Below are 23,904 nucleotides of genomic sequence, written 5' to 3' on the forward strand. Positions count from 1 at the left end.
AAAGCATAATTAACATGAGAACCTATAAAGCAAAAAACAGTAGCAAAAACATTTTTGCTACTGTTTAATATTTAATTTTATCTAATAATCTGTATCGTTTTTTCAGGACGGGACACTGCAAAGCCATTTGAAAATTATCCGAGCTAATTTTTTAAATACTTTTCCAAGAATCGATCTTGTTCCCAAAGCAAATGCAAAATATTTTCTTTTGCCACATAACTGTGGGCTTCTTTTGGTAAAATTACCATTCTTGCTGGTGCTCCTAATCCTTTTAGAGCCTGAAAATAACGTTCAGTTTGCAATGTGAAAGTTCCAGGATTGTTATCTGCTTCACCATGAATTAAAAGCATTGGTGTTTTCATTTTTTCGGCATTCATAAAAGGTGACATTGTATTGTACACTTCTGGAATTTCCCAATAATTGCGTTGCTCACTTTGAAAACCAAATGGAGTTAGGGTTCTGTTGTATGCACCACTTCGGGCAATTCCACAGGCAAAAACATTGGAATGAGTCAGTAAATTAGCTACCATAAAAGCGCCATACGAATGTCCACCAACAGCTACTTTTTTCTTGTTGATATAACCTAAAGCATCTACTGCGTTGATTGCTGCTTCGGCATCATCGACTAATTGCGTAATGAAATTGTCATTAGGCTCTGTGGTTCCTTCTCCAATGATAGGAAACGAAGCATCGTCAAGGACAACATATCCTTTGGTTACCCAATATACAAAAGAACCATAATAAGGAAATGTAAATTCATTTGGATTCTGATTGCTTTGTCCTGCACTGCTTTTATCTTTGAATTCAGCTGGATATGCCCAAATCAATAAAGGTAGTTTCTCTTTTTTGACTTTATCATATCCTGTAGGTAAGTATAAAGTACCGGATAATTCCACACCATCTTTTCGTTTGTATTTGATAACTTCTTTATTAACGTTTTTAATGCTTTCAAATGGATTTTTGAAAGCGGTAATTGGAGTTAGGCCATTTTTTTGTTTAATGTTTCTAAAGTAATAATTTGGATACTCACTTTTAGACTGAATCTGAACTAAAACCTTTCCTTTTTTGAAATCTTCAATCTCCAGTAAATCTTCTTTTTTATCTTTGTAAAGTGAAGTATACAATCTTTTTGATTGTAATGTTTTTAGATTGAATTCATCAATAAATGGAAACTGTCCATCTTTAGTATAACCATCACCTATACGGAAAGCGTTATCATTTTCAATGGCTAAAACATATTTATTATATTGATTTTTTTTGGTTTCGAAAGTTCCGGGATCAGCATAAATATCTTGTGAGTTTCTATCCGTGATTATTTTTGGTTTTTGTGTTAAATCAGATGGATTTATTAAGTAGGTTTTTGTGTTTCGAGTATCATACCATTCATCGGAAACGATTGCAACGGCATCATTTCCCCAAATTATATGACTGTATCTTTGTGGTGTTTTTAGTAACGAAATTGCGTCTGCGCTAAAAGGGGCTTCCCAAAGAAATACTTCATCTCTAAACTGCACTTTGTTTGCTTGATCTCCTTCGTCCAGTGCTACAACATAAGATATTGTTGCGGGCTTGTCATTTCTCCAAGCCATTTCTCTTTTTCCTTTGCGAACCGCCATGAACCCTTTTGGCATGATTTCATTCAAAGGCACTTCATTTACTATTTTTATTGCAACACCATTTTTGTCATAAACGACTGTTTTTAATGGAAAACGACTTAACGGAACGATATATGAAAATGGTTTTTGAATAGTGGTTAACATCAGATAATTACCATCTGGGGAAAAACTTTCTCCTGCATACATGTCGGCATTTTTGAATAAAGTTGTTGCCCCGTTAATGTTTACTTTATACAATTCAGAAGTAATTATGTTTTCGAAATTGATTTCATCATTTTTATTTTTTAACATATCCGGATAGGTTCTGTTTTGTGATTTTGAACCATCAGCATTGGAGATAATTGGACCCGTTGGCATATCTTTTTTAGCATCCAATAGTGCTGTTCTGTTTTTTGGTAACATTTTCACCAAAATAGTTTCGTTGTCATTGAGCCAGTTAAATGGATTGCCAAGATTAGCATTTACGGTGGCTTCGGTCAATTTTTTTGCTTTTGCCGATACTACATCCAAAACCCAAAGTTCAACACCTATATTGATTGTATTAGAAAATAAAATCTTAGAATCATTAGGTGACCAGAGAATATTGCTGATGTGAGGATTTGTTGGTAAACCAGTAACTTGTATCTCATTTTGACTTTGTATTTTTCGTAATTTCAGATTAGTAATATAGGTTACCGTACTCGAAATATTGGTTATTGGATTGATTCTTAAACCGCCTAAACGCAATTCTTCCTGATTTAATTCCTCTAATGTTTTATAGGTATTTCTATAGGACAAAAGCATGTATTCTTTTTTTGTATCCATAGATACAGAAGGTGCTCTTTGATAATTAGCTAAATCCAAAATTGATTTGGAAGGTCTTTGATAGGTTAGGTTTTCTTGTGCGAAACCGAATAGGCTTAGACCTAGAAATAATAAGGTTACTTTTAACTTCATGTATATAAATAGTTTAAATTGATGAAAGATATAATTGTTATGATTTGTCTAAATTAGTTTTATATTGTTACATTTTTGAAAATAAATGTTTATTTTTAATCTGAATCCCTAGCCCTGATGGGAGCGGCATCCTTTTATTCTCGTTTTTTTTACGAGAATAAAAGATACAGTGTACAGCAGGATATAGCTCCTGAAAATTATAATTGCATATTACTAAAAAAGTAGTAATTTGGAACCTGAGATTTAGCATATTGTTAAATATGTATCGTTGATTTTAATGAAATAATAAAACTATGTATCATTCAAAAATAGCAGGATTGGGGTTTTACGTTCCTTCCAATATAGTTACTAATGACGATTTGTCGAAAATTATTGACACAAATGATGAGTGGATTCAGGAGCGTACGGGTATTCAAGAAAGAAGACATATTATTCGCGGGGAAGATACTACAACTACGATGGGAGTAAAAGCGGCTGAAATAGCGATTGAGCGTTCCGGTGTTGCAAAAGGAGACATTGATTTTATTGTTTTTGCTACTTTGAGTCCGGATTACTATTTTCCTGGCCCGGGAGTTTTGGTGCAACGCGATTTAGGTCTTAGAACTATTGGGGCTTTGGATGTAAGGAATCAATGTTCCGGGTTTATTTATGCGTTGTCCGTTGCGGATCAATACATAAAAACGGGAATGTATAAAAATGTTTTGGTAATTGGTTCTGAGGTGCACTCGGCAGGATTGGATATGACGACGCGAGGCAGAGGTGTTTCGGTAATTTTTGGTGATGGAGCAGGAGCAGCAATTTTGAGCAGAGAAGAAGATTTGACCAAAGGAATTTTGTCCACACATTTACATTCTGAAGGACAACATGCCGAAGAATTAATTGTAAAAGCACCAGGAATGGGAGGGCGATGGGTTACTGATATTTTAGCCGATAATGATCCAGATGATGAAAGTTATTTCCCTTATATGAATGGGCAATTTGTCTTTAAAAATGCTGTAGTTCGTTTTAGCGAAGTAATAAATGAAGCGCTGCAGGCTAATAATTTGCAGGTTTCGGATATTGATATGTTGATTCCACATCAGGCAAATTTGAGAATTTCTCAATTTATCCAAAAGAAATTTGGATTGACGGACGACCAAGTATATAACAATATTCAAAAATACGGTAATACAACTGCCGCTTCTATTCCTATTGCTTTGACTGAAGCATGGGAACAAGGGAAAATAAAATCAGGAGATACAGTAGTTTTGGCTGCTTTTGGTAGTGGTTTTACTTGGGGAAGTGCTATTATAAAATGGTGAAAAATCTTTTTTAGTTGTAACGATTTATATCAGAAAACCCGGAGTTGGCATACTCCGGGTTTTCTTTTTGCAACAAACTATTAAAACTTATTTTATAAAAGTCCACCACCACCTTGGGTTTCGTTTTTATCACGTGCTTTTCTTTCAATCGCTTTGTTTTTTCCTGCCTCAAAACGGTAATTGAATCCAATATATGCCGATTGACTTTCCCAGTTGAATTGTCCTTCCAGTTTTTTTGTTTTGGTTCCTTCAAAAGCGAAGCGCATCGTATTGAAAACATCGCTCAATCTTGCTGTAGTGGTTCCGCTTCCTTTTAGAACTGTATAACTGGTTCCTAAATCCATTTTCCATATTGGTTGTCTCAGCATTGTATTCCTAAAATCGCGACCTCTATACATACTTGATAATTGAAAGCGTAAGTTTTTAGAAGCCTTAAATGTATTACTGATACGCGCATTAACGGCTGTTACATTTACTTCAACAAACTCGTCAGCTACCACACCTCTTGTTTTTTTATTGTATGCATCAAATACGAAAAGCCAAAAGTTACCTAATAGACTCTTTAATGGATGAATTGTTACAACTATTTAAAAAAAAATGACACAACTGTAATTAGTAAATATTCAAACAAGATACTTTGACTCGGAAATTATATTGTTTTCCAATTTTCAAATCGATGCATTATAACTATATTTGCAACCTTTAAATAAATACATAAAATGACATTATCACAAATTCTTACACCTTCTATTGAAAAAGCTGTTCAGGCTTTATTTGACATTGCTATTGACAAAGTTGAATTTCAAACCACTCGGAAGGAATTTGAAGGAGATATTACGATGGTTATTTTTCCATTATTGAAAGTTATTAAAAGTAATCCTGTAGAATTGGGAAACAAAATAGGGAACTATTTAGTGGAAAACCTAACAGAAGTGTGTCGTTTTAATGTAGTTTCAGGGTTTTTAAACATTGTTATTTCTGACGAATATTATTTAGATTTCTTCAAAGGAATCAAAGATGATGCAAGGTTTGGTTTCGTTACGCCAAATGCTGAAGATAAAGCTGTCATGGTAGAATACTCTTCTCCTAACACGAATAAACCGTTGCATTTAGGTCACGTTCGTAACAATCTTTTAGGATATTCTGTTGCCGAAATTATCAAAGCTTCGGGTAAAAAAGTATATAAAACGCAGATCATAAACGATAGAGGAATTCATATTTGTAAATCGATGTTGGCTTGGCAAAAATTCGGAAACGGACAAACACCAGAATCAACGGGTTTAAAAGGAGATAAATTAGTTGGAAATTTTTATGTTGCTTTTGATAAAGCGTATAAAGTAGAAATTGCCCAATTAATGAGTGCCGGAAAAACCGAAGAGGAGGCGAAAAAACAAGCGCCTATCATTCTTGAAGCACAAGAAATGTTGCTGAAATGGGAAGCTGGAGACGCTGAGGTAATAAATCTTTGGAAAGCCATGAACCAATGGGTTTATGACGGTTTTGCAGTCACCTATAAAAATTTAGGAGTCGATTTTGATTGTTATTACTATGAAAGTAATACCTATTTACTAGGAAAAGACGTTGTTCAAATTGGTTTGGAGAAAGGTGTTTTCGAAAAAGATCCTGACGGTTCGGTTTGGATTGATTTAACAGATGAAGGTTTAGACCGAAAAATTGTACTTCGTTCAGACGGAACGGCCGTTTATATGACGCAAGATATTGGAACTGCTATTCAACGTGTAAAAGATTACCCAGATGTAGGCGGGATGGTTTATACCGTAGGAAACGAACAGGATTATCATTTCAAAGTATTGTTTCTTATCTTGAAAAAATTAGGTTTTGACTGGTCCGAAAATCTTTTCCATTTATCGTACGGAATGGTAGATTTACCTTCCGGAAAAATGAAAAGCCGTGAAGGAACTGTTGTTGATGCAGATGATTTGATGCAGGAAATGACAGATACAGCACAGAAAATTGCTGAGGATTTGGGAAAACTAGATACCTATTCAGCTGAAGAAAAAACAAAATTATACAATACTATCGGTTTGGGCGCTTTGAAATATTACATTTTGAAAGTAGATCCAAAAAAACGAATCCTTTTCAATCCCGAAGAATCAGTAGATTTTGCAGGAAACACAGGACCATTTATTCAATACACTTATGCCCGAATTCAATCGATTATTCGCAAAGCCAATTTTGACTTTTCCAATACATCCGAAATGGTAACATTGCACGAAAAAGAGAAAGAATTATTAAAACAGTTGGAATTATTTCCTGAGGTAATTCAAAATGCCGCACACAATCATAGTCCGGCTTTACTGGCAAATTTTACGTATGATTTGGTACGTGAATACAATTCATTCTATCAGGCTGTCCCTATTCTTGGTGAAGAAGATTTAGAAAAGAAAATTTTCAGGGTTCAATTGTCTAAAAAAGTGGCTGATACCATTGCGGCTTCTTTTAGTTTGTTAGGAATTAATGTTCCCGAAAGAATGTAATAAAATAAATTATTCAAATACAAAACGACTTCAAATAGAGGTCGTTTTTTTGTTAAAATAAATTGAAATTCGTTTGTCAATTATCCAATTATCTGATTGCCTAATTATCTAATTAGTTTATCTTTGCACTTCAATAAAATAAAAAATCATGTTCGATAATTTAAGCGATAAATTAGATAAAGCCTTTCATATACTAAAAGGGCACGGAAAAATCACCGAAGTAAACGTAGCTGATACATTAAAGGAAGTTCGAAGAGCTTTACTGGATGCCGATGTTAACTTTAAAATCGCAAAAGATTTTACTACCAAAGTAAAAGAAAAAGCAATTGGTCAAGACGTTTTGACGACACTTCAACCAGGACAATTATTGGTTAAGTTAGTTAAAGACGAACTTACTGAATTAATGGGTGGTGATGTTGCCGGAATTAATTTATCAGGAAATCCTACAGTGATTTTGATGTCAGGTTTACAAGGATCAGGGAAAACTACTTTTTCAGGAAAATTGGCAAATTATTTACTTACAAAAAAGAATAAAAAACCACTTTTGGTTGCCTGTGATATTTATCGTCCAGCGGCTATTCAACAATTATATGTCGTAGGGGATTCGATTGGAGTTGAGGTTTACTCTGAACCAGAAAATAAAAATCCAGTTGAAATTGCACAGAATGCAATCAAACACGCAAAAGCTAATGGGTTTAATGTAGTGATTGTGGATACTGCAGGTCGTTTAGCTGTTGATGAAGTAATGATGGATGAAATCGCGCGTGTTCATAAAGCGATTCAACCACAAGAAACTTTATTTGTTGTTGATGCAATGACAGGTCAGGATGCAGTAAATACGGCTAAAGCATTTAATGATATTTTAAATTTTGATGGGGTTATCTTAACAAAATTAGATGGTGATACTCGTGGTGGTGCAGCTTTATCAATTAAAACTATTGTAAACAAACCAATTAAATTTGTAGGTACAGGAGAAAAGATGGATGCAATTGATGTATTCTATCCTATTCGTATGGCCGAACGTATCCTTGGAATGGGTGATGTTGTGTCTTTGGTAGAAAGAGCACAAGAGCAATTTGACGAAGAAGAAGCAAGAAAAATCCAAAAGAAAATTGCTAAAAATGAATTTGGTTTTGATGATTTCTTGTCCCAAATACAGCAAGTTAAGAAAATGGGTAATATGAAAGATTTGGTTGGAATGATACCAGGTGCTTCAAAAGCCATGAAGGATGTAGAAATCGAAGATGATGCTTTCAAGCATATAGAAGCAATTATTCACTCGATGACTCCAATAGAAAGAAGCAAGCCAGCTCTAATTGATGTAAAGAGAAAAGCTAGAATTGCAAAAGGTTCCGGTACAAAAATAGAGCAAGTTAATCAGTTGATGAAACAGTTTGAGCAAATGAGCAAGATGATGAAAATGATGCAAGGACCTGGAGGAAAAAATCTAATGAAAATGATGGGTGGCATGCAAGGTGGTATGCCAGGAATGCGATAAAAAAATCGTGTTCGGTATTCAGTTTTGAAACACATTATATTAATATTTAAGCGTTTTCGTTTTAAGTTTCCAAAACTTTAAACATTAAGCTTTAAACTTTTTAAAAAAGAAGAAATGCAACTACTAGACGGAAAAAAAACATCGGAAGATATTAAACAGGAAATTGCTGCCGAAGTTCAACTGATGAAAAACAATGGGGAAAAAGTGCCTCATTTAGCAGCTGTAATCGTTGGTACTAATGGAGCCAGCTTAACATATGTTGGCAGTAAAGTACGTTCTTGTGAGCAAATTGGTTTCGAATCCACTTTAGTAAGTTTACCAGAAACTATTACTGAAACTGAATTGCTTTCAAAAATCAAAGAACTAAATGAAGATGATAATCTAGATGGTTATATCGTTCAATTGCCTTTGCCAAAACACATTGATGAGCAAAAAATATTAATGGCTATTGATCCTGATAAAGATGTAGATGGTTTTCATCCTGCTAATTTCGGAAAAATGGCTTTAGAAATGGAAACATTTTTACCGGCAACTCCATTTGGAATTATGCAATTGTTAGAACGCTACAAAGTAGAAACAGCAGGAAAACATACCGTTGTTATTGGACGTAGCCATATTGTAGGAAGACCTATGAGTATTTTAATGAGCCGCAAAGGATATCCAGGTGATTCAACAGTAACACTGACTCACAGTAGAACTAAAAACATTGAGGAGTTTACAAAAAATGCTGATATTATCATTACAGCATTAGGAGTTCCTAATTACCTTAAAGCCCATATGGTGAAAGACGGAGTGGTTGTAATTGACGTAGGTATTACCAGAGTAGAAGATGCTTCACACCCAAAAGGATATGTAATCACAGGAGATGTTGATTTTGACGAAGTGAGTAAAAAGTCCTCTTTCATAACTCCCGTTCCGGGTGGAGTAGGACCAATGACGATTGCAATGTTGTTAAAAAACACACTTCTGGCCAGAAAACTGAGAAGTGCTAAAAATAATTAGAACAAGGCCTATTCACAAGAGTAGGCTTTTTTTATTATGGGAAATCTACAAGGAATGCAATTTAAGACAATAGATGAGTTTCTAGATTATCTGCCGGAAGAGGAACTAGAAATCGTTCTTTTTTTGCGTAAAATTATCTTAGAATGTATTCCAAATTGCAAAGAGAAATTGGCTTATAATGTCCCTTTTTATTATTGTCATTCTCGAATTTGCTTTATTTGGCCCGCTTCCATCCCTTGGGGGAAAGTAGAGCAAGGAGTAGCGATTGGTTTTTGTAAAGGCACTTCATTTTTAGATGAGACTTTTGAAACAACAAAGTTTACTTCCAAAATAACGTTTACTTCTGTCGCAGCAATTGATGTTGCTTTTTTGAGAAAGCAAATCTATGAAGCCGTTTTGATTGATGAACAAATTGTAAAAGCGAAGCGGAGAAAAATCCAATAATCTCTTTTTTACTTAAATCTTGAGTCTTTATTTTCTTTGTAAGTTCCCATGATTCGGTCCCAAATGGAGAAATATAATCCATAATTAAAACCTCCTCCAATTTCGTGATGTAAATCATGATTTGTAGTTGTGTTTTTCCATTTCCCTATTAGATGAAAAATCTTTTTTTTAGAAAAAATTTCATAACCTAAATGTATTAAAACATTGTAGATAGTCATGAAAGTTAGGAATAATACAAGTGCTAGCGGATGTATTGGCATAATAAAAATAATCAAAGGAATTATTCCCAAAGAAATTAATGCTTCAGCCGGGTGGAAGGCAAAGGCGGTCCAAGGTGTGGGGTTATGTGATAGATGATGAATTTTATGAAACTTATAGAGCCATTTATAACTGTGCATTAATTTATGTGTCCAATAAAAATAGGTGTCATGAATAAGAATCATTAAGAATATACTGCCTATTAAATAAAATATTCCATAATCAGCTATATCAAGGTATATTTTTGTAATCCCTTTTTGATACCAATACAATACGATTCCACTTGTCCCGCTATAGATAAGTAAGGTGAGGAAAGAAAAAAAAATCTCATTTTTTAGTTGATTTGAAGTAGGGAATTTATCTTGGATTTTTAAATGGGAAAGTTTGTTTTTCTTCCAAATGTAAAAAACAAAATAGGCGATTCCCGCTATAAGGAAATACCTGAAAATTAATATAATGGCTCCTGCCATCCAGCTATATTCGTTGAAGAAAAACATAGTTAATTTTTTAAATTATCTTTTCGAATAAATTGCTGGCATCCAAAACTTTGTAATTCCATTATTGATTGATCGAAATTGGCGTCTAAAACATTTCCTGTTTTTGTTTGGCAAAACGGACAAGCATTAATGTCTCCGTCTGTGTCAACATAAAAACTGCGATTCCCGGCTGCATAACATCCCTGTCGTCTTTGATAATAGCCATGATAACTGATAAGAGGATAATTATTATATTTTGGATTGTAATTCATTTCTAAATAAAAATCTTCCAAAAGACTAATTTGTTCGGTTGATAAAGAAACTTCTTTTCCATGATAATGGCCCACAGCTTTAGGTTCTAATATTTGAATAAAAGAAACACCTAGTTTTTTAGCAAGACTGGCGTACTCCATCAGATTGTCGAGAGTTGTGAAATCTTTCGATGCACAAAGTGATAAAGCGACAACTAATCGATTAGCTATTGCATTTTGCACTCCTTTTTCAACCCAATAATAAGCTTCTTTAAAACCTCTGAAATGATTGTGTTTTTCTGGGTCAAAATGGTCTAAGCTAATTATAACGCCATTTAATCCTGCCGTTTTCAATTTTTTTGCATTCTCTGGAGTTAATTTGTATCCTGAAGTCAGCACCCAAAAATCAGTTTCTTTTTTTGAACTGTTTAAAAGGTCTACTAGTAAATCAACTTTTAAAAGTGGTTCTCCTCCGGAAAAATGAATTTGGCTGACTCCTCGTTCCTGAATTTTTGCAACAATACTTTTTAGCTGATCAGGGGAAAGGGTTTCTTTCTTATTTAGGTTTTCCCATTCATAACAATGTTCGCACTGTAGGGAACACTTCTTTGTTATGGCGACATAGGCATTTATAAAACGGTTTGTTTTTTGTTTTACAGGAATAACATGGTTCATTTCAGCGGCAATAAATCTTTTGAACGGAATTCCGTTCCATCCGGGAGTATAAAGTCCCCAATAGTACCTGTTATCAACATAAGCCAATTTGTTTAAAAAATGTTGACCAAGATTTTTTCTTCTAAGTTTGATTAAAGTTAAAGGTACATAGATCCAGTTCCATGGATTATTATAGCTTTTGATGGCAATACCAATAATTGTCAAACGAAATGATAGCACCGTAAGTTTCTTTCTCCAACCTGAAACTAGCGATTGCCTATTTTGGGTTTGAGAAACTTTAGTCGTATCTTCTTTAATAAAAGAAACCGAAACACTTTGACTGATGTAATTATCGTTATTCATGATTAAATACTATTTCAGTCAGATTAGGAGTTGTTATAAATCGAGCATATTCTTCTTTAGAATATTTTGACAGTGCCCCTTTTTCTCGAAAAGTTTTCAATTTTGCAAAATTTGGGATTCCTTTATAATCTCTTATGTATTCATAATAGCCTCTGTTTTTTAGGAATACACTTTGTTTTTCCCCGCTTTTTGGAGATTTGACATGATACTTGATAACAACTTGATTTCCTATAGTAGGCTGGATTAAATAATTTTTGTCTTCTTTGTCAAGTAATTGAGTTACGTTTTTACCATTTTCATCGATAGCAAAAAAAGGATTGATATAGTGCACTTCAATAGGATTATCTTTGCTGAAATCAATAGCTGCATGATCTACTTCCCAAAACATAAAGCCACACTCGAGTTTTATTTCAATTTTTTTAGTGTTTATTTTCTCTAAGTCAATAGGAATAATTAAATCTCTAAATGCCATTGGTCCAACAGGATTTATTTTTTCAACTAAAATCCATTCATTATTTGATTTAATATAAACGGATAGTGGAATACCTTGTTCATTTCTCCATTGAATATTTTTTTCTGCTGGGACTTTGTGCTGTTGTTTTTGAAATTGGTTAAAATAAGAACCAAACTGTTCATTAAATTTTCCATAAACAAGGTCAAACCAAAGGGAGTTTTTAGCTGATAAAACTAGTTTTGCCTGATTGGATTGATTCGAATTAGAAAAGGTTAAAACAATATTATTCCATTTATTATCTGTAAATGTTTTATCATCAAAAAGATAGGAGAAGCTATCTTTTTCTAAAGCTGGTTTTGTTGCTATGGAATGTTCATCAATACGAACTTGTTCTGGATTTTCTTTTTTAGAAATAGTATGAGGTTTTCCGTTTTGGTCCAACAGCACTTCATTAGATTGGGAATGGTTTAAAACGACAAGTTGCGCCAAATCAGTATACTGAATCTCCAGTAATTCATTGGTGATTTTAAGTTCGTATTCTTCATTTTGTACAATGAAATTAGGTAACGGAAGGTAGTCCGTTCGTTCTAGTGATGGGAGTATCGCTCCGGGATATAATTCTCCTGTAAAAGCATATGAATTACCCTCTTTTATGTAAATGAAAGGACAGGAACTTTTAGTTGCTGCAATGATAACTGCAATTATGGCTAATGTTGCAACGGTAAAACCTGCAATACTGAGCACTTTTTTCGCAGTATCGGGTTCATAAACTTCAATCCTGTTGATATTTGAAAACGGAATAACGACTTGTGAAGAACCAGCTGTATTTATAATTTCATTAGTATAAAAATGAATTTCTAATGTTTTGCTGGATTTTGATTTTTTGTATTGTCGCGATTTTTTATGCTCTTTTAAAGGATACAAGGCATGGTTTTCATTAACCGGTAGAAGAGAAGCAGTCATTTCTTTTTTGTCCTCATTTAAAAATAAATTGTTTAAATGCCATGTTTCATGGCCGGAATGAATGATTACATAACGGTCTCTTTTATTTATGGATTTGTACTGACTGGCAAAGTTGTCTGAATTTGTTTGTATAGGTTTGGATTTGTAATAAGAACAGCCAATACATAGGTTTAAAAAAGCAAAAGTCATTATTATGGAAATAATTTTGCTTTTTTTTCTAATGGATTGTAATAAGGGAAAATTGAACATTCTTTGTTTTTTTTTCATGTTACAAAATTTAAGTTGAATGTAGAATGTTTTTAAAATCAAACATTAGAGAATAGTAAAGTTACATAATTAATTGATTTAGTAATTCTCATGATAAATAATTCTATTGTAAATACAAAACAAGAAGTAAGTATTATCGAAATAAAAAGTTTTTTAAAATTAAGTAAGACCATCTTAGAGCTGAAGATTTAATTTTAAAGAGATGATAACAAAAGCTATTTTTTTTGAATTATAATCAGTTTATATTTTGTTATTCGAAAATATAATATAACTTTGTACTTCAAAGTACTTTAAATATGAATCAAAAACATCAAGAAGATTTATCTCATATTCGTTCCATGATGGAGCGCTCTTCAAGATTTATTTCGCTAAGTGGCCTTTCAGGAGTATTTGCAGGAATAGTTGCATTAGTTGGGGCAATGTATGTATATCTGCTTTTTAAACAGCATGGTATTGAATATTTTGATGGTAAACAAAAGATATATAGTTATAATTTGATAATAGAATTAACTTTCGTCGCTTTGTTAATTTTGATTTTAGCAATGGTATTTGGCATATTTTTCACTCTAAGAAAAAGTAAAAGTGCTAATTTACCTGTGTGGACCAATACTACTAAAAAAATGTTGCTCCATTTAGCGATTCCTTTATTTGTTGGAGGTGTATTTTGTGTGGCGCTTTTATACCATCAATTATTTGCCCTGATTGCACCAACAACTTTATTGTTTTATGGCTTAGCACTTATTAATGCTGAAAAGTATACTTTTTCGGATATTAAATATTTGGGTATTTGTGAAATTTTTTTAGGATGTATTTCCCTTTTTTATCTTGGATATGGACTTGTTTTTTGGGCTATAGGATTTGGAATTTTACATATTCTGTACGGTTTAATTATGTTCAAAAAATATAAATAGAAATGGGAATCATTGATAAATTAAATAAGGATTTCGAAAGTCGAGTCAGACTAGGCATCATGTCTGTTTTGATGGTAAATGACTGGATTGATTTTACCGAAATGAAATCCTTATTAGAGATTACTGATGGTAATTTAGCGAGTCATTCTTCTGCTTTGGAAAAATCGGGCTACATCGAAGTAAAAAAAGAGTTTGTCGGTAAAAAGCCAAAAACGTCGTATCGAGTTACCAATATTGGAAGAACTGCTTTTGTTTCCCACTTAAATAGCCTTGAAAAATTAATTAAATCTAAATAACCCTTTTTTTAACTAAATACTTTGAAATTCAAAGTACTTTTAAATTTTTTATTATGAAAAAACACCATTTAATTTTAGCTTGTAGCATGGTTTTTACATTGCTTTTTTACAAGGAAGCAGTAGGAGTAAATCTGGCGATTTTCGGTTTAGTATTAACTGGAATGATTTGCTATTTCTTTCAGGATCGATTTACAAGTCGTTTGCATTTAGAATTAGTGATCACCTCTATTTTGTCGTGTTTTGCCTTTGCTTGGTATGGCGATTTTGTTTCTTTTTTGGCTTTATTTATGTCTGTTCTTTTTTTACAATTTAAAACTCATGAAGTAAAGCTTAAAATAGTACAGATTTTCCCAATTGTATTTATCAATGGATTTGCTTCACTAGGTCGTATATTGATGTTTAGTCAATGGCTTCCAAAAAAAGAAATCAAAAATGATTTTGCTAAAAAACTCATAGCTTACTTTATTATTCCAGCTCTATTTATAACCGTTTTTTTTACAGTATATGCTTTCGGTAGCAACCATTTTTCAGCTTTATTTACGAATTATACTTTAGATTTGGATGTTTTGGAAATCTTTCTAATTGCTTTGTTGGGTTTCTATATTTCGTTCAGTTTCTGGAATTATTGGGTTCCTGATGTTTGTTATGATTTTAATTCAAAATTAGATAATGATTTTAGTAGTGAGACTAGAATGGAGCATCAACCAACTTTTTCATTTCTTGATTTGGATTTCGAAAGAAAGAGCGGTGAAATTACTTTAGTGCTTTTAAATTGTATGATTTTAATTTTTATTGGTACCTATAATTATGAACAGTTTTTTGAGGAACAAGTAGTGGTGTCTTTGAGTGCCGCAACACATGAAAGAGTAAATGCAGTTATCTTTTCAATAATAATGGCGGTAGGAGTGATGCTATTCTTTTTCAAAAATGGATTTAATTTTGACAAGAAAGCGAGTAATCTCAAATTACTATCCAAAATTTGGATAGCATTGAACATAGTATTAATTATCAGTACGATTATAAAAAATGTTGAGTATGTTGCTGCATTTGGCTTAACCTATAAAAGACTTGGAGTTTTCGCTTTCTTGTTATTAGCAATTGTAGGTTTGTTAATTACTTTTTTGAAGATTTATAAACAAAAAACAAACGCTTATCTTTTCAATAAAATGATTTGGTATTTCTATGGAACAATACTTTTATGCAGTTTTATTAATTGGGGGAATATAATCACGAATTACAATATTTCTGTAAATAAAGGGGTAGAGCCTATATTTTTATCTGGCTTAAATTTTAATGATGAACCTCGTCGAGACTATTTTTTACTAAAGCAATTGGATGAACAATACATTGAACTTACAAGAGAGAAAGAGATTAGTCGAAGACAATCGGATAACTTTTTATCAAAAGCTTTGTATTACGAATTTCTAACTAAGAAATAAAAGTAAAAACCCATTCTAGATGCGAATGGGTTTTTCTATTCTTAATAAATTCTCTTTTCTTACATCTAAGATTGTCTCTTTTGATGAATTTGCCTCATCTTTTTGGTGCTTCTTTTTGGTTAAATTTGCTTCTTTGTTTTATTCCTAAATATACTGGCACAGTTGTAATTTTTGGCATGAGCGAGTTATTGGAACGGCCTATTAAACTTTGTAATCAGTTCAGCAATTTTTATATTGAAAACATTTCAAATGCATTTGTTTGGCTATTATTTCTTCCAGGTTCTTTAAAACAACGGGTTTCGTTATGAAATCATCCATTCCGTTAGAAATGGCTTTTACCTTGTCTTCATCAAATGCGCTTGCAGTTACAGCGATAATAGGTATTGCGTTGATTTGGTATTTTGCAGAGGAATGTATTTTTTCTGTTGCTTCAAACCCGTCCATTTCAGGCATGTGTAAATCCATAAAAATGATGTCATAATCATTTTCATTATACAAAGAAACCGCCTCTTTTCCGTTAATTGCTATATCTGAAGGGATATTAAGCTTATTCAAGAGTTTTTGTAGTACTTTTTGATTGATTAAATTATCTTCAACAATTAATGCTTTAGTAATAATTACATCTTTTAGATTATTGAACTGGGATTCATTGTTGCCTTCAATTGAAAATGCACTGGTATTAATTTCGAAAGGAATGTCAAAACTAAAACTCGATCCGCCAGCTTCTAAAGCTATAATATTTAATTTAGTACCTCCCATTAGTTGCACTAATTGGTTCGAAATTGTCAAACCCAATCCTGTGCCACCATATTTTCGAGTTGTTGTTAAATCGGCTTGTTCAAACGCTAAAAGCATTTGTTCTGTTTTATCAGGGTCAATACCTATACCAGAATCCGTGATTTTAAAATTCAAATACTGTAAATCACCACTTCGATTTAATAAATTAACCTCAAGTTTAACATCTCCATGAGAGGTAAACTTAATGGCGTTGTCAATAAGGTTAATCAGGACTTGTTGTAATCTTAAATTATCGCCAAGTATGCTATTTGAGATGCTTTCATCATAAATAAAATGCAGTTTTATGTTTTCATCATTTATTCGGTATTCAAATAATCGCATCAGTTTTGTGAGCTCTTTTTTAAGATGTATTGGATATTGTTCTATCTTCATTTTACCAGCTTCCATTTTTGAATGATCTAAAATCATATTTACAATACCCAAAAGATGGTCAGCACTGTGTTCCGCTATTTCTATGTATTCGGTTTGTTCGTTATTCAATGCACTTGTTTTGAGCATGTTTAGCATTCCAATAACTCCATTAAGGGGAGAGCGAATTTCGTGACTCATATTGGCAAGAAATTGTGTTTTGAATGCGGCTGTTTTGTTTGCTTGCTCCGTTTTCTTTTCTAAAAAAATAATGTTTTCAGATAGCTTTTCTTTTAATATTCCGTAACTTTTTAATAAAAAATCAACTTCTCTAATGGATGATTTATGATTTAAATTGGATGTCGTTTCTTGGAAATTGGACTTAATATAATTGGAAATATCTAGCGTAAGCAGTTGAATATCTTTCGTGAAATATTTAGAGATATAGATGCATAATAGTAGGGCAATGAGTGCCATGAGCAGTGTTTGGCATAATTGAAAATAGAATAATATTTTTTTTAATTCATCTACTCTTTTTTCATTGCGATGGATAATCTGAACAAATGAATTTTCAATAAACCCATTGATTTGATTTATTTGTCCATATAAACCTTCATTTTGAGAAATTCCTAATTTTGAACTTAATTGCACCAAAGCATCAAAATTGATTTTATATTCAAGAAGAACTTGCTTGGTTGCTGAATCAATATTTTTATCACTTAGCGTAGCAGTATACAAATCCTCAAATTTTTTAATGGAAGTATTGTCAGAACGCAACAAATAGTCTTTTTCATGTCTGCGAAATTGAAGTAAAGTAATTTTGTTTAACGAAGAATATTTTTCTAAAAAATGTGCTTTGTTCCTCATCTCACCTTCAACTCCATAGTCTTTAAACCCTCGAATTAATGCTGTTTTTTTAAATTGATTTACAATATCATAAAGATGATTCATTTCTTTTGAAAGAGTAATCATGGATTGATTGGTTCCAATGTTCAACTCTTTCGATTCTTTGAAAATTAGATCAATTTCCTTTCTTTGGCTTTTTAAGTTGTCTATGTATAGTTTAAGGTCTTTTTGATTATGATTTATGTAAAAGTCTTTTTCCTTATATCCAAACAACAAAAATGTTTGAAAATTTCTTATGTTACCAGTAAACTCTTGTGAAACCCGGTACGATTTGTAAGTGAAGTTATTCAGATGATCCACTTTATGGTCGATATATAGATAAGACATAAACCAAACAACAATCAAAAAGACCATTGAGGAAAAGGATAAAAATAGTTGTGTTCTGAAGTAGCGAAAGTTGTTGAAGGAAAATTTCAAGACTATTTTTTTTTAATACGTACAAATTTAGGGCGTCCATCAAAAAAACAGATTAAAATACTTCAAACAAAAGGTTAAGTAATTGTATCCTAAATTCAAATAATCAGCGTGTATTGCTTGTTGAGGCCTTATTTAGATTTGTGATTTGTATCCAAAAAAAGAATAAAAATAAAGCTATCGTTTTTAATAGTTGATTATGGTTTAATAATCACCTCTTTTCTTAAATCTCGGATCGTCTTTTTTGATGAATTCGGTTCTTCTTTTTGGCGCTTCCGTTTTGGGGAAACTGGCTTCTTCTGTTTTGCTCGAAGGCTCAATCAATTCGTTTAATTCTTTGATTTCAGCATCGGTTAAATCACGGTAGCGACCAACAGGAATATCAAGCGAAATGTTGATTATTCGGATGCGTTTTAGAGCCGTAACATCATACCCTAGATATTCTGTCATTCTACGGATCTGACGGTTTAAACCCTGCGTCAAGATGATTTTGAAGGTGAATTTACTGATTTGTTCCACTTTACATTTTCGGGTAACCGTGTCCAAAATTGGTACTCCATTTCCCATTCTTTCGATGAAACGATCTGTAATAGGTTTGTTTACCGTTACCGTATATTCTTTTTCGTGATTGTTTCTGGCACGCAATATTTTATTTACGATGTCACCATCGTTAGTCATGAAAATCAATCCCTCACTCGCTTTGTCCAATCTTCCGATAGGGAAAATACGTTTAGGATAATTGATGTAATCTACAATGTTATTGCGAACATCTAGGTTTGTGGTACATTCAATTCCTACCGGTTTATAGAAAGCAAGATAAACGGGTTTCTCATTTTTCTCACGGATTAGTTTACCGTCAATACGCACTTCATCATCGGGGGAAACTTTTGTCCCTAATTCCGGAACGACTCCATTGATGGTTACACGACCTTCTTCAATGATTTTATCGGCTTCTCGGCGAGAGCAATACCCAGTTTCTCCTATGAATTTATTGAGGCGTTTTAGATTTTCTTCCATGATGCAAAAGTAGTACTAAATTGTTTAATCGTTTATGCGGTTATTTATTTATTTGATGAATGGAGAAGTCAGTAAAAGATTTTACGTATTTCTTATTTTAGTTATTTTGTTTCAAATAAGAAATGAGCCACCTTTTTGTATAATTCATCGTCGTGCATGCTGTGCCCCAAACCTTTAGTTTCGATAAAAACTGAGTTTTTCCATGCACCTGCAATTTTTTTACCTTCTTCAAATAAAACTACCGTGTCATCAATATCATGAGCAATAAATCCTTTTATGTTTAATTTAGAAGCAAACATTTTACCTGAAAATTGTTCTAAACTGAGTTTGAAATGATTTAAATAATGATCTTCTAATGCTTTTGATATTTTAGAGTTCAGGCTTAATAATGCAATGTAATTATTCAGGATAATATTGAAATCACTTGGTGCCCCCAGAATTACCATTTTTTTGAGTGAATCATTTTGATATACCGATTGATAATACAAACAGGTTTTTCCGCCCATAGAATGACCTATCAGGTATTGTGGTTTGAATTTTTCGACAGCAATATGAATAAATTCGGCATACTGAGGAATACTAAATTGTTTCCCGCTGGATAGGCCATGTGCCGGGGCATCGATGGCAATAATGGTACTTCCTGATTTTTTTAAATAAGGTAAAATGTTCTCCCATCGAGAAGCGTTGCTTTCCCATCCGTGAACCAAAAGAATAATGGTGTCATTTCCTTTCCAGGTATACGTTTGAAAAGAATGTTCTTCTTGATGAAATGTTTCTGATTGTGCTTCTTGTAGGATTTCAGGAAGATTAGTTTTGGATAACTTTCCTTCTCTGGGTTCACTAAAAAAGGCATACGCCAGTTGCGACGCTTTCTTTGGAAATACAAAACTCAAAATGTTAATGTACAATCCAATGGATTTAGTGAAAATAAAAAACAACGATTTCTTCATAATAAAAAAGCCTCCGATTAGGAGGCTTAAATGTAATTAGAATTTAGAAAACAATTGTTCCATTTTCTCTTTTTCTTCGTCGGCTAATGTGCTGTCGACTAATATTCTTCCTGAATGCTCATCAGTGATGATTTTCTTTCTTGAAGCAATTTCTACTTGTGTCTGAGGTGGAATCGTAAAGAATGATCCTGCAGATGCTCCTCTTTCAATAGAAACAACAGCTAATCCATTACGAACACTTGTTCTGATTCTAGTGTAAGCTTTCAATAATCGTTCTTCAATTAAAGCTTGGTATTCAGCTGATTTCTCAGATAAAAAAGCTTCTTCCTTAGCAGTTTCAGACATAATAGCGTCTAATTCTGATTTTTTATGTTTCAAATGATTAGATTTTGCTTCCAATCTTTCTTTTGAATTTGAGATTACTTCTTTCTTATGCTCGATAGAAGCTTTCATTTCTTTAATTTGTTTTTCAGACAATTGAATTTCTAATTCTTGAAATTCAACCTCTTTAGTCAACGAATTAAATTCTCTGTTGTTACGAACAGTTTCTTGTTGTTTCGTATATTTTTTGATAGCCTCTTTGTGCTCATCAATTGCATTCTTTTTTACCTTGATAAGATCTTCGATAACTTCAAGTTCACTTTTCAATTTTTCTGAACGGGTGCTTAAACCTGCAACTTCATCTTCTAAATCCTCTACTTCTAAAGGAAGTTCTCCTCTTACGTTTCTGATTTCGTCAATTCGAGAGTCAATTAGCTGTAAATCGTAAATTGCTCTTAACTTGTCCTCAACACTTAATTCTTTCGTATTCGCCATATTCTATAAGTACTTAACTGGATTTGAATTTTCTTCTGATAAAATAACTGCAAAATTAAGGATTTTTTTCCGAAGATACTCAACAATATAATTTTTTGTATAGCGTTCGCTTTCAAAATGTCCAATATCGGCCAATAAAAGCCTGTTTTCGGCTTCATAAAATTGATGATACTTTAAATCAGCGGTTAAATAAGCATCCGCACCAGCTTGAATCGCATTTTTTATCGCAAAACTTCCGGCTCCACCCAGAACTGCCACTTTTTTTACTTCTTTTCCTAAAAAGTTGGAATGTCGAATGCCATCAGCTTGCATTTTCTCTTTTGCAAAAAGCAAAAAATCTTTCTCCTTCATGGGATTCTCTAATTCGCCAATCATTCCCAAACCAATATTTTGATGCTGGTTTTGCAAGTCATAGATTTCATAGGCCACTTCTTCATAAACATGGCTTCTAAATAATGCTTTTAGAATTTTATTTTCTAAATGTTTTTCGAAAGTGACTTCGATTTTTATTTCGTCTCCTTGAACAAATTCGAATCGCTCGCCAACTTGAGGATTGCTGTGTTCGTTTCCCATATAGGTTCCAATGCCTTTCGAATTAAAACTGCAATTTTCATAATTTCCAATTGTTCCCGCACCGGCATCAAATAATGCATTTCGAACTTCTTCCGCATTTTCAGGAATCGTATACGTTACTAATTTGCAAATAAAATGTTGCTTCGGAATCAGGATTTTAGTGTTAACCAATCCCAAGGCGTCACAAAATATTTTATTGACACCTTCTTGATGATTATCCAAAGCGGTATGAACGGCATAAATGGCAATGTCGTTTTTTATTGCTTTTATAACTGCTCGCTCCACATAGTTTTTACCCGTAATTTTTTTCAACCCCGAAAATAATATGGGATGAAAACAAACTACCAAATTGCATTTTTTAGTAATTGCTTCGTCAATTATATTTTCCAAAGCATCATGGCAAACTAAAATACCTGTCGCTTCCGCTTCTTGATTTCCAACCAATAAACCCACATTGTCAAAATCTTCAGCGTAGGCGAGTGGCGCCATTTCTTCGAGTACGGAAATGATTTCTTTGATTTTCATTAGTTTAAGGTTTAAGGTTTAAAGCTTAAGGTTTAAAGTTTTGTCGAGCAGAACTTTAAACATCAAACAAAAGAAACAAAATTTTAAATCAAAGATAATTTATTCTACTTTCGTAAAATGAATTTACTTCGAAAATTACTGTTTCCTTTTGCCATTTTATATGGTTTGATAACTAGTATTCGGAATTTTCTTTTCGACAAAGGTATTTTAAAATCCTATTTTTTTGATTTACCCATTATTGCTGTTGGGAACCTTAGCGTTGGCGGAACCGGAAAAACACCTCAAATTGAATATTTGATTCGGCTACTTTCGGATGAATATAAAATTGCCACGTTGAGCCGAGGTTATAAAAGGCAATCTGAAGGGTTTATTTTGGCTGATTCCAGTTCAAATGCTGCCATTCTTGGAGACGAGCCTTTTCAGTTTTTTAAAAAATTTGCAAATATTCAAGTTGCAGTTGATGTCAATAGAAAAAATGGAATAGAACAACTACTTTCTCAATTCAATAAACCAGAAATTATTTTGCTAGACGACGCTTTTCAACACCGAAAAGTAAAAGCGGGATTCTATATTTTACTGACTTCTTACGGCGATTTGTATTCGGATGATTTTATGTTGCCAACAGGTAATTTACGCGAAAGCAGTAGCGGCGCTAAAAGAGCGAATATAATTATCATTACAAAATGTCCTTTTGATCTTTCGCTTGACGAGCAAAAGGAGATTAAAAACAAATTAAAACTTTCCATCAATCAAGGATTGTATTTTACGTACATCGATTATGACGATAGTATTTATTCTGAAAATAAAAAGATGGAAGTAAGCAAAATAAAATCGCTTGATAAAGTACTGGTTGCTGGAATTGCAAAGCCCGATCCGTTTTTTGATTATATTAAAAAGACAAATGATCTCTGTTTGTCCTTTCCGGATCATCATCATTTTACCGATAAAGATATTTTAGAAATTAAAAATGTAGCTCAGAACAGTCTTATTATCACTACCGAAAAAGATTATGTACGATTGAAAGGAAGTTTGCCAAGAGAGCAACTTTTTTATCTTCCCATTAAAAGTTCTTTTATTTCAGGAAGTGAAAATTTTGATAAAACGATTTTAAATTATGTGGGAACAAGTACAGCAAACCGTTAGCTTTATTAGGGAAAGGATTTGTTTTACACCAGAATATGGTGTGATTTTAGGGTCAGGTTTAGGTAGTTTTACTGACGAAATGAAAGTAGAATTTATGTTGCCTTATAATGAAATTCCAAATTTTCCTGTGTCAACTGTCCAAGGTCATAAAGGAGCTTTGGTTTTTGGAACAATAGGCAATAAAAAAGTGGTTGCCATGCAAGGACGATTTCATTTTTACGAAGGCTATTCAATGAAAGAAGTGACCTTTCCAGTGCGGGTAATGAAGTTTTTAGGTATTGAAAAATTAATTGTTTCAAATGCATCTGGTGGAGTGAATCCAAAATATAAAGTGGGTTCAATTGTCCTGATTAAGGATCACATTAATATGACACCGGAACATCCTTTGCGGGGTAAAAATGAGGAGCGTTTTGGACCTCGTTTTGTAAATATGAGTGAACCCTATTCCAGAAAAATGATTGCTAAAGCAACTAAATTAGCAGATGAATTAAATATTGAGGTTCACGAAGGAATTTATCTTGGTTTGCAAGGTCCTACTTTTGAAACTTTGGCTGAATATAGAATGGTGAAAATTCTTGGGGCTGATTGCGTAGGTATGTCAACAGTTTCCGAGGTGATTGTGGCGCGTCACATGGATTTAGAAACATTCGGAATTTCTGTAATTACTGATATGGGCAATGCAGAAAGCATAGGAACTATTTCGCACGATGAAGTTTTGAAAGCCGCTAAAAATGCAGAGCCAAAAGTGAGAAATCTAATTAAGGAATTGATTTTGAAATATTAGTAT

The 23,904-nt window shown here is 32.9% G+C and carries 20 protein-coding genes; 10 read left to right on the top strand and 10 right to left on the bottom strand.

Annotated elements, in window-relative coordinates:
• Nucleotides 1-143: 143 nt before the first annotated feature.
• Nucleotides 144-2,552: an alpha/beta hydrolase family protein gene (locus ACNQGG_RS15435; RefSeq protein WP_417965443.1), complete on the bottom strand. Its 2,409-nt coding sequence runs from the start codon at nt 2,550-2,552 to the stop codon at nt 144-146.
• Nucleotides 2,553-2,845: 293 nt separating this feature from the next.
• Here ACNQGG_RS15435 and ACNQGG_RS15440 point away from each other — a divergent pair, with 293 nt between their 5' ends.
• Nucleotides 2,846-3,853, top strand: a complete 1,008-nt coding sequence (locus ACNQGG_RS15440) for a 3-oxoacyl-ACP synthase III family protein (protein ID WP_417965445.1) — start codon at nt 2,846-2,848, stop codon at nt 3,851-3,853.
• A gap of 92 nt (nt 3,854-3,945) precedes the next feature.
• On the opposite strand, the gene ACNQGG_RS15445 is transcribed toward ACNQGG_RS15440, so the two are convergent.
• A complete protein-coding gene (locus ACNQGG_RS15445; RefSeq protein WP_417965546.1) occupies nt 3,946-4,440 on the bottom strand; it encodes an outer membrane beta-barrel protein in 495 nt (164 codons plus the stop codon).
• A gap of 132 nt (nt 4,441-4,572) precedes the next feature.
• Between ACNQGG_RS15445 and argS the strand changes: the two genes are divergently transcribed.
• The 4 genes from argS to ACNQGG_RS15465 all read left to right on the top strand — a co-directional run bounded on the left by argS (nt 4,573) and on the right by ACNQGG_RS15465 (nt 9,295).
• Nucleotides 4,573-6,351, top strand: coding sequence for an arginine--tRNA ligase (gene argS / locus ACNQGG_RS15450; protein WP_417965447.1), 1,779 nt, complete (start codon nt 4,573-4,575; stop codon nt 6,349-6,351).
• 148 nt (nt 6,352-6,499) lie between these two features.
• A complete protein-coding gene (ffh, locus tag ACNQGG_RS15455) occupies nt 6,500-7,849 on the top strand; it encodes a signal recognition particle protein (protein WP_417965449.1) in 1,350 nt (449 codons plus the stop codon).
• A 114-nt stretch (nt 7,850-7,963) separates the two neighbouring features.
• Nucleotides 7,964-8,851 (top strand): bifunctional 5,10-methylenetetrahydrofolate dehydrogenase/5,10-methenyltetrahydrofolate cyclohydrolase, encoded by an 888-nt coding sequence (locus tag ACNQGG_RS15460; protein WP_417965451.1) that lies wholly within the window; start codon nt 7,964-7,966, stop codon nt 8,849-8,851.
• A gap of 36 nt (nt 8,852-8,887) precedes the next feature.
• Nucleotides 8,888-9,295 carry a DUF1801 domain-containing protein gene (locus ACNQGG_RS15465; protein WP_417965453.1) on the top strand — a complete coding sequence of 136 codons (408 nt, stop codon included), beginning with the start codon at nt 8,888-8,890 and terminating at the stop codon, nt 9,293-9,295.
• 8 nt (nt 9,296-9,303) lie between these two features.
• On the opposite strand, the gene ACNQGG_RS15470 is transcribed toward ACNQGG_RS15465, so the two are convergent.
• Genes ACNQGG_RS15470 through ACNQGG_RS15480 form a run of 3 tightly spaced genes read right to left on the bottom strand, consistent with a single transcriptional unit; the run spans nt 9,304 to nt 12,981 of the window.
• Nucleotides 9,304-10,050 carry a sterol desaturase family protein gene (locus ACNQGG_RS15470; RefSeq protein WP_417965455.1) on the bottom strand — a complete coding sequence of 249 codons (747 nt, stop codon included), beginning with the start codon at nt 10,048-10,050 and terminating at the stop codon, nt 9,304-9,306.
• A gap of 2 nt (nt 10,051-10,052) precedes the next feature.
• On the bottom strand, nt 10,053-11,297 hold the full coding sequence (locus ACNQGG_RS15475) for a radical SAM/SPASM domain-containing protein (protein WP_417965457.1): 1,245 nt from the start codon (nt 11,295-11,297) through the stop codon (nt 10,053-10,055).
• Nucleotides 11,290-12,981: a hypothetical protein gene (locus ACNQGG_RS15480; RefSeq protein ID WP_417965459.1), complete on the bottom strand. Its 1,692-nt coding sequence runs from the start codon at nt 12,979-12,981 to the stop codon at nt 11,290-11,292. Before ACNQGG_RS15480 ends, ACNQGG_RS15475 begins: the two co-directional genes overlap by 8 nt.
• A gap of 296 nt (nt 12,982-13,277) precedes the next feature.
• Between ACNQGG_RS15480 and ACNQGG_RS15485 the strand changes: the two genes are divergently transcribed.
• The 3 genes from ACNQGG_RS15485 to ACNQGG_RS15495 are packed head-to-tail and all read left to right on the top strand — an operon-like array spanning nt 13,278 to nt 15,627.
• Nucleotides 13,278-13,892: a hypothetical protein gene (locus ACNQGG_RS15485; protein ID WP_417965461.1), complete on the top strand. Its 615-nt coding sequence runs from the start codon at nt 13,278-13,280 to the stop codon at nt 13,890-13,892.
• A 2-nt stretch (nt 13,893-13,894) separates the two neighbouring features.
• Entirely contained in the window at nt 13,895-14,188 is a 294-nt protein-coding gene (locus tag ACNQGG_RS15490; RefSeq protein ID WP_417965463.1) for a winged helix-turn-helix domain-containing protein, read from the top strand.
• Between the two features lie 53 nt (nt 14,189-14,241).
• Nucleotides 14,242-15,627, top strand: a complete 1,386-nt coding sequence (locus ACNQGG_RS15495; protein WP_417965465.1) for a DUF4153 domain-containing protein — start codon at nt 14,242-14,244, stop codon at nt 15,625-15,627.
• Between the two features lie 219 nt (nt 15,628-15,846).
• Here ACNQGG_RS15495 and ACNQGG_RS15500 read toward each other — a convergent pair whose 3' ends face one another.
• From ACNQGG_RS15500 to ACNQGG_RS15520, 5 genes are all read right to left on the bottom strand, one after another.
• On the bottom strand, nt 15,847-18,096 hold the full coding sequence (locus ACNQGG_RS15500; RefSeq protein WP_417965467.1) for a response regulator: 2,250 nt from the start codon (nt 18,094-18,096) through the stop codon (nt 15,847-15,849).
• A gap of 201 nt (nt 18,097-18,297) precedes the next feature.
• Entirely contained in the window at nt 18,298-19,110 is an 813-nt protein-coding gene (gene rluF / locus ACNQGG_RS15505; protein ID WP_417965469.1) for a 23S rRNA pseudouridine(2604) synthase RluF, read from the bottom strand.
• 101 nt (nt 19,111-19,211) lie between these two features.
• Entirely contained in the window at nt 19,212-20,060 is an 849-nt protein-coding gene (locus ACNQGG_RS15510) for an alpha/beta fold hydrolase (RefSeq protein WP_417965471.1), read from the bottom strand.
• Nucleotides 20,061-20,096: 36 nt separating this feature from the next.
• On the bottom strand, nt 20,097-20,876 hold the full coding sequence (locus ACNQGG_RS15515; protein WP_143385849.1) for a zinc ribbon domain-containing protein: 780 nt from the start codon (nt 20,874-20,876) through the stop codon (nt 20,097-20,099).
• Nucleotides 20,877-20,879: 3 nt separating this feature from the next.
• Nucleotides 20,880-21,974 (bottom strand): Nif3-like dinuclear metal center hexameric protein, encoded by a 1,095-nt coding sequence (locus tag ACNQGG_RS15520; RefSeq protein ID WP_417965473.1) that lies wholly within the window; start codon nt 21,972-21,974, stop codon nt 20,880-20,882.
• A gap of 117 nt (nt 21,975-22,091) precedes the next feature.
• Between ACNQGG_RS15520 and lpxK the strand changes: the two genes are divergently transcribed.
• Together lpxK and ACNQGG_RS15530 are read left to right on the top strand one after the other, a co-directional pair.
• Nucleotides 22,092-23,117 (top strand): tetraacyldisaccharide 4'-kinase, encoded by a 1,026-nt coding sequence (gene lpxK / locus ACNQGG_RS15525; RefSeq protein ID WP_417965475.1) that lies wholly within the window; start codon nt 22,092-22,094, stop codon nt 23,115-23,117.
• The gene (locus ACNQGG_RS15530; RefSeq protein ID WP_417965477.1) at nt 23,089-23,901 is read left to right on the top strand and encodes a purine-nucleoside phosphorylase; all 813 of its coding nucleotides are present in this window, start codon (nt 23,089-23,091) and stop codon (nt 23,899-23,901) included. Before lpxK ends, ACNQGG_RS15530 begins: the two co-directional genes overlap by 29 nt.
• Nucleotides 23,902-23,904: the final 3 nt, after the last annotated feature.

Origin of the sequence: Flavobacterium esculini, assembly GCF_048284325.1 — a bacterium.
In the GTDB taxonomy this organism is placed as follows: Bacteria; Bacteroidota; Bacteroidia; order Flavobacteriales; family Flavobacteriaceae; genus Flavobacterium.